The organism is Mesorhizobium sp. M2A.F.Ca.ET.067.02.1.1 (assembly GCF_004023285.1).
In the GTDB taxonomy this organism is placed as follows: Bacteria; Pseudomonadota; Alphaproteobacteria; order Rhizobiales; family Rhizobiaceae; genus Mesorhizobium.
Map to the genome: position 1 here is coordinate 1 of NZ_RZSB01000293.1, position 6,807 is coordinate 6,807.

Sequence of the window (6,807 nt, forward strand, 5' to 3'; positions counted from 1 at the left end):
GCGGGTCGGCGCCGAGGCGCGCTCAGGCGAGGCGCTGGCGCTGGTGCACGCCCGCACAGACGCGGAGGCCGAGGCGGCAGCGGCGGCCGTGCGTGCCGCTTATACGATCGGAGGTTCCAAGCCGCCCGCCGAGAAGACCGTGCTCAGGCGGATATTGGCGCGATAAAGCAGGTCACCGTTTCGCGGAAACGGTGACCTGCTTTATCTGTTTTGTTTTGACGCAATTCCGGACGGAAAACCGCTGCACACTTTTCCTGGAATTGCTTATGACACTTACTGGACGAGCAGCAGCGCGCCGTCCTGGACCTGGTATTTCTGCAACCGCTGCAGGAAGCTCATGCCGATGAGGTTGGTCTGCAGCGCCCGGTCGTCAAGCACCATCGCCTGGACGTTGTCGACCGAGATCTTGCCGATCTGCAGGTGGTCGACTGTCACAACAGCGGCCTTGATCGCCCCATTGGCGGTGTTCGCCTGTTGATTGAAATCTGACGGGTTGAGCGAGATGCCGATCCTGCGCGCGGTCGAGGCGTTGATGGCGACCAGTGTCGCGCCGGTGTCGATCATGCCGTCGATCTGCCGGCCGTTGAGCTTGAACTGCGACGTGAAATGGCCGCGGGCATCGGCATTGACCAGAACCTGCCGGCCAAGCGGCATCGGCGTGGCCGGTTTGGCCGCGACCGAGGCGAGATTGACCTGGGGCTCGGACTTCGGCGCCGCCGGCCGCGCGGCATCGGTCGATTTGAGCAGTCCGTCCACCAGATGCGGATTGGCCTGAAAGACGATCGGAATCGAGGCCGAGGTTCCGGCAAAAATACCGAGGATGAGAAGCTTGCGCAGCATGGATGCCCCTTGGATCAAGGCAACATCCTAACGCTGGCATGGTGTTTGCCGCTTTAATGTGCGCCGGAACCGCGCGGTTGTGTAAACGCGCGGTAAACGGATGCGCTCACTTTGTCCCGTACATGCGATCGCCGGCGTCGCCGAGGCCGGGCATGATATAGCCCTTGTCGTTCAGCTGGCGGTCGATCGAGGCGGTGAAGATCGGCACGTCCGGATGCGCCTTGGTGAAGCGCTCGATGCCTTCGGGGGCGGCAAGCAGGCAGAGGAAGCGGATGTTGGTGGCGCCGCGTCCCTTCAGCTTATCGATCGCGGCAATCGCCGAATTGGCGGTCGCCAGCATCGGATCGACGACGATCACCAGGCGGTCGGCAAGGTCGCTCGGCGCCTTGAAGAAATATTCGACGGCTTCCAGGGTCTCATGGTCGCGGTAGAGGCCGATATGGGCGACGCGGGCGGCTGGCACCAGATCGAGCAGGCCCTCGAGCAGGCCATTGCCGGCGCGCAGCACCGAGGCGAAGACCAGTTTCTTGCCTTCCAGCGTCGGCGCCTCCATCTCCTCGATCGGCGTCTCGATCATGGTCGTGGTCAGCTCGAGATTACGGGTCACTTCATAGCCGAGCAGCAGCGAGATCTCGCGCAGCAGCCGCCGGAAGCCGGCCGTCGAGGTCTCCTTCTTGCGCATGATGGTCAGCTTGTGCTGGACAAGGGGGTGGTCGACGACGGTGACGCCCTGCATGGTCTGCTCCAGTGAGTGGTGAATAGTGAATAGTGAATAGTGAATAGTAAGCGGGTTTGCGAGTCCTGATGGTTCTACGATTGCCTTGACATGCCGAAGCGCGCCGGCAAACCAACCATTCACCATTCACCATTCACCATTCACCATTCACCATTCACCATTCACCATTCACCGGCCGCGAGCGTCGAGTCTGCTCAGCAGCATAGCCTTAGTCTTCTTGTCCACGAACGCCGCCTCGATGGCCGTCCGCGTCACGGCGGTAAGCGCCTTGTCGTCCATGCGGAAATGCTCGGCCGCGATATCGTATTCGCGCTTCAGCGAAGTCCAGAAATAGGGCGGGTCGTCGGAGTTGAGCGTCACCTTGCAGCCGGCGGCGCGCAGCGCCGGAAAGGGATGGTCGGCGAAGCTGTCGAAGACTTTCAGCGCGATGTTGGAGCCCGGGCAGCATTCCAGCACCACCCCCTCGGCGGCGATGCGGCGCACGAGGTCCGGGTTCTCGATGGCGCGCACGCCATGGCCGATGCGGGAGGGGCGGATGTGGTCAAGGGCGGCATGAACACTTTCCCAACCCATCAGCTCGCCGGCATGGATGGTGATGCCGAGGCCGGCTTCACGCGCGATCTCGAAGGCGCGCACATAGTCCTCGAAATCGCCAATGCGCTCGTCGCCGGCCACGCCGAAACCGGTCACCAGCGGATGGCCGCAGCGCGCCGCGAAGCGTGCGGCCTGCTCGATCGCCTCGACCCCGACATGGCGCACGCCGGTGACGATCATGCGGCCTTCGATCCCTGTCTTGGCCTTGGCGCGGGCCATGCCTTCGCCCAGCGCATCGGTATAGGCTTTTGGCGAGAGGCCAGCCTTCTTCGCATGGTCCGGCGAGGTGAAGACCTCGGAATAGATGGCGCCGTCGCGAGCGAGGCTGGTCAGATAATAGTCGGCGAGACGCGCATAATCGTCTTCCGTGCGAAACAGGTCGGACGCGAAATCATAAGCGGCGAGAAAGGAGGTGAAATCGTGCCAGACGAAGGAGCCATCTTGGATATAGGGCGAAGGATCCTTGCCATATTTGCGGGCCTGGGCAACGACAAGCTCGGGCGCCGCCGCGCCTTCGATGTGGCAGTGCAGTTCGGCCTTCAAGATCATGCGGTCATCGCGCCCAGCATGCTGTTCTCGCACGGAATCTGGCCGGAAAATCATGCGGGACCTTTCTCGACCGGGTTTTGCAAGCGCGGCCGAAAACCGCGCCTTGGACAATAGCGTCGGCACCATCGATCGGCTATGGTCCCGCCGGTTTTATGACGGATCAAAATAATGTCAGTTGAGAGAACCACGGCCGCGGGCGGCATGGAAACCTCCTATGGTTTCAGGAAGGTCGGGGCAGGCGAGAAGCAGCCCCTGGTCAATGACGTCTTCCATAAGGTGGCCAATCGATACGACCTGATGAACGATCTGATGTCGGCCGGGTTGCATCGGTTGTGGAAGGACGCGATGGTCGCCTGGCTGAACCCGCCGAAACGGCCGGGCTGGAAGGTGCTCGATGTCGCCGGCGGCACCGGGGACATCGCCTTCAGGATCGTCGAAGCCAGCCAGCGCCAGGCCCATGCCACCGTGCTCGACATCAACGGTTCCATGCTCTCCGTCGGCCGCGACCGCGCCGAGAAGCAGGGGCTTGCGGCAAACACCGACTTCGTCGAGGCCAATGCCGAGGAGTTGCCGTTCGAGAGCGAGACCTTCGACGCCTATACGATCGCCTTCGGCATCCGCAACGTGCCGCGCATCGAGGTCGCCCTTGCCGAAGCCTATCGCGTGCTGAAGCGCGGCGGCCGGTTTCTGTGCCTTGAATTCTCGGAGGTCGAGATGCCGCTGCTCGACAAGGCCTATGAGGCCTGGTCGTTCAACGCGATCCCCAGGATCGGCAAGGCGGTGACCGGCGACGGCGAGCCCTATTCCTACCTCGTCGAATCCATCCGCAAGTTCCCCAACCAGCAGAATTTCGCGGCGATGATCGCCCGCGCCGGCTTCGATCGCGTCACCTTCCGCAACTATTCGGGCGGCATCGCCGCCCTTCATTCCGGCTGGAAGCTTTGAGGCGGGACCTTTGAAGCAGGCCCCCTTGAAACAGGCCCTCTTGAATCGGGATGGCCAATGAGCAGCGTCGGCGCCGCCTTCAGGCTCGCCCGGGCCGGCTGGGTGCTGGTCCGCGAGGGCGTCGTCGCGGCGTTGCCGGGCGAGGAGCTCTCCGGCATGCCGAAATTCGGCTGGAGCGTTGCGCGACTTTTCACCCGGCGGCGGGCGCTGAGCTATCAGCGCGGCGACAGGCTGGCGCGCGCGGTGGTGCGGCTCGGGCCTTCCTATGTCAAGCTCGGCCAGTTCCTGGCAACGCGGCCCGATGTCGTCGGCAACGACATGGCGCTCGACCTCGCGCTGCTGCAGGACAAAATGCATACTTTCCCGAAGGCGGAAGCGGTCCATGCGATCGAAGCCTCGCTCGGGCGCAGGATCGACGACCTCTATTTGGGCTTCGGCGAACCGGTGGCGGCGGCCTCGATCGCGCAGGTGCACAGGGCCGAGGTCATGCGCGAGGGCACTGCTTCGCGCGTGGCGGTGAAGGTCATCCGGCCCGGCGTGCGGCACCGCTTCTTCCAGGACCTCGAAAGCTATTTCCTCGCCGCCCGCCTGCAGGAAAAATACATTCCCTCGTCGCGCCGGCTGCGCCCGGTCGAGGTGACGCAGACGCTGGCGCAGACCACCAGGATCGAGATGGACCTGCGGCTCGAGGCGGCTGCGCTTTCCGAGCTCGGCGAGAACACCAAGGACGATCCGGCATTCCGCGTGCCGGCGGTCGACTGGGAGCGGACCGGCCGCGACGTGCTCACCATGGAGTGGATCGACGGCGTCAAGATGAACGACATCGCCGGCCTTGCCGCCGCCGGCCATGACCTCAAGGCGATCGCCGCCAATCTCATCCAGTCGTTCCTGCGGCACACGCTGCGCGACGGCTTCTTCCATGCCGACATGCATCCGGGCAACCTGTTCGTCGAGGCGGACGGCACCATCGTCGCCGTCGATCTCGGCATTGCCGGGCGGCTCGGCAAGAAGGAGCGGCGTTTCCTCGCCGAGATCCTCTACGGCTTCATCGTGCGCGACTATCAGCGCGTCGCCGAGGTGCATTTCGAGGCGGGCTATGTGCCGCGCCAGCACAATGTCTCGGCCTTCGCGCAGGCGATCCGCGCCATCGGCGAGCCGATCCACGGCCAGTCGGCCGACACCATCTCAATGGCGAAGCTCCTGACCTTGCTGTTCGAGGTCACGGAGCTGTTCGACATGGCGACGCGGCCGGAACTGATCCTGCTGCAGAAGACCATGGTCGTCGTCGAAGGTGTCGCGCGCACGCTCGATCCGGCCTTCAACATGTGGAAGACCTCCGAACCGGTGGTCGGCGACTGGATCGCCGGCAATCTCGGCCCGCGCGGGCTGCTCACCGACGCGCGGGACGGCGCCAAGGCGCTGCTGGCGCTGGCGAGGCAGGCGCCGGACCTAGCAGCCCGCACCGACCGGCTGTCGCGCGAGATCGACCTGATGGCCGAGAACGGCCTGCGCTTCGACGAAGCGACCGCTCAAGCCATCGGCAAGGCCGAAGCGCGCCACACCCGGTCCGGCCGCGTGGCGCTGTGGGTGATTGCGCTGACGCTGATTTATATTGCGTGGAAATTGCCCTGAGTGCTTGCAATGCTAGCATCCAATTTGCTAGCGTTGCAGGCAGTTGACGGTTGGAACGGGATCATGGGCACGATTACTGTCCGTAATCTAGCGGACGACGTGAAGCAGAGATTGCGCGAACGTGCTGCAGCACGCGGCGTGTCCATGGAAGAACAGGCGCGCGAGATCCTGGGCAGAAGCGTTCTGTCCGCAGGAGCGGCGACCGCGCCGGAGGGCGAGAGCCTTTACGCGGCGATCCGCGGTCTGGTCGAGCCGCATGGCGGCTTTGATATTGAGCTGCCACTGCGCGGCCAATCCGTGGGAAGCCGCATGACTCTCTCCGGCAAGCGCATCCTGCTGATCATCGGCGGCGGCATCGCCGCCTATAAATCGCTTGATCTGATACGGCGGCTGCGCGAGCGCGCCGCTTCTGTGCGGGTGGTGATGACCTCGGCAGCGCAGGAATTCGTCACCACGCTGTCGGTCGGCGCGCTTTCGGCCGACCACGTCTTTACCGACCTGTTCGACCGCAAGGACGAGCACGATGTCGGCCATATCAGGCTGTCGCGCGAGGCCGACCTGCTGGTCGTGGCGCCGGCCACCGCCGACCTGATGGCGAAGCTCGCCAACGGCCATGCCAACGACCTCGCCTCGACGGTGCTTCTGGCCACCGACAAGAAGGTGCTGATGGCGCCGGCGATGAACCCGAAAATGTGGGCGCACGCCGCTACACGCCGCAACCGGGCGACGCTGCAGAAGGATGGCATCGCCTTTATCGGCCCCGCCAAAGGCGAGATGGCCGAAAGCAACGAAGCGGGCGAGGGCCGCATGGCCGAACCGCTGGAGATCGTCGCCGCGATCGAGACGATGCTTGACGAGAGGCCGAAGCCGCTTGCCGGCCGCAGGATCATCGTCACCTCCGGGCCGACGCATGAGCCGATCGATCCGGTGCGTTACATCGCCAACCGCTCTTCGGGCAAGCAGGGCCATGCCATCGCGGCGGCATTGGCGAAGCTTGGCGCCGAAGTGCGGCTCGTTTCCGGTCCGGTCACCATCGCCGACCCGGTCGGCGTCGCGACCACCCATGTCGAAACGGCCGCACAGATGAATCAAGCGGTCGAGAGCCTGTTGCCGGCGGATGCCGCAATATTCGTCGCGGCGGTCGCCGATTGGCGCACGGCCAATGCCGCCGGCGAGAAGATCAAGAAGGTGGCGGGCAAAGGGCCGCCTTCGCTGCAGATGGTCGAGAACCCGGACATCCTGGCCGGCATCGGCCATCATGCGCAGAGGCCTGGCCTTGTCGTCGGCTTCGCCGCCGAAACGCAGGATCTGATCGCCAATGCCGAAGCCAAGCTCAAGAAAAAGGGCGCCGACTTCATCGTCGCCAACGACGTCTCGCATGAAAGCGGCATCGGCCCGTCGGGCGTGATGGGCGGCGACCGCAACAAGGTGCGCATCGTCTCCAGGGCCGGCGTCGAGGAGTGGCCGGAGATGGGCAAGCACGAGGTGGCCGCGCGGCTCGCCGCGCTCAT

Annotated in this window: 6 protein-coding genes and 1 pseudogene; 4 read left to right on the forward strand and 3 right to left on the reverse strand. The window is 64.4% G+C overall.

Translation table 11 applies throughout. From position 1 onward, the window contains the following. Positions 1-166 (forward strand): annotated as a pseudogene (locus tag EOA28_RS41155) (thymidine phosphorylase); the annotation flags it as partial. A gap of 107 nt (positions 167-273) precedes the next feature. Here the strand turns inward: EOA28_RS41155 and EOA28_RS19680 are convergent. The 3 genes from EOA28_RS19680 to EOA28_RS19690 all read right to left on the reverse strand — a co-directional run bounded on the left by EOA28_RS19680 (position 274) and on the right by EOA28_RS19690 (position 2,719). Beyond that, positions 274-840 (reverse strand): TIGR02281 family clan AA aspartic protease, encoded by a 567-nt coding sequence (locus EOA28_RS19680; RefSeq protein ID WP_127249559.1) that lies wholly within the window; start codon positions 838-840, stop codon positions 274-276. Between the two features lie 106 nt (positions 841-946). Next, positions 947-1,576, reverse strand: coding sequence for a uracil phosphoribosyltransferase (gene upp / locus EOA28_RS19685; RefSeq protein ID WP_027165262.1), 630 nt, complete (start codon positions 1,574-1,576; stop codon positions 947-949). Positions 1,577-1,744: 168 nt separating this feature from the next. Next, positions 1,745-2,719, reverse strand: a complete 975-nt coding sequence (locus EOA28_RS19690; protein ID WP_127249560.1) for an adenosine deaminase — start codon at positions 2,717-2,719, stop codon at positions 1,745-1,747. 168 nt (positions 2,720-2,887) lie between these two features. On the opposite strand from EOA28_RS19690, the gene ubiE reads away from it, so the two are divergent. The 3 genes from ubiE to coaBC all read left to right on the forward strand — a co-directional run. Then, on the forward strand, positions 2,888-3,664 hold the full coding sequence (gene ubiE, locus EOA28_RS19695; protein ID WP_127249561.1) for a bifunctional demethylmenaquinone methyltransferase/2-methoxy-6-polyprenyl-1,4-benzoquinol methylase UbiE: 777 nt from the start codon (positions 2,888-2,890) through the stop codon (positions 3,662-3,664). A gap of 57 nt (positions 3,665-3,721) precedes the next feature. Continuing rightward, positions 3,722-5,296, forward strand: coding sequence for a 2-polyprenylphenol 6-hydroxylase (ubiB, locus tag EOA28_RS19700; protein WP_127249562.1), 1,575 nt, complete (start codon positions 3,722-3,724; stop codon positions 5,294-5,296). A 63-nt stretch (positions 5,297-5,359) separates the two neighbouring features. Next, on the forward strand, positions 5,360-6,807 hold a 1,448-nt coding region (gene coaBC / locus EOA28_RS19705), incomplete at its 3' end, for a bifunctional phosphopantothenoylcysteine decarboxylase/phosphopantothenate--cysteine ligase CoaBC (protein WP_210214949.1).